At 34.1% G+C, this 317-nt stretch carries 1 protein-coding gene; it reads right to left on the reverse strand.

What is annotated here, in order from left to right; all coding sequences use genetic code 11:
• On the reverse strand, positions 1-317 hold a 317-nt coding region (locus tag COO03_RS23260), incomplete at both ends, for an HNH endonuclease (RefSeq protein ID WP_176542241.1).

The raw sequence follows: 317 nt of genomic DNA on the forward strand, positions 1-317 counted from the left end.
GCACTTTCTTTATATTGTTTTGGCTTCTTGAAACGGTGTTTAATTTTCCCTTGATGAAATTTTTGATGACATTCATCATGTATGGTTACAAGATTATCTGCCATATTCGAACCGCCATTGCATCGTTCAATAATATGATGCGTATGCAAGATACCACCTTTTTTCTTACAAATTTGACACGTATAGTTATCTCTCGCAAATACGTAATATCTCGTATTCCAAAAGCCAAAAATATCCCCTTGTTGATATTCTGTTCCTTGTATATGGGGGTTTTTTAGCTTTTGTGCATCAAATTTTCCTACTTCGACAATGACTTT

The organism is Bacillus sp. AFS098217, from assembly GCF_002551815.1.
Lineage (GTDB): Bacteria > Bacillota > Bacilli > Bacillales > Bacillaceae_G > Bacillus_A.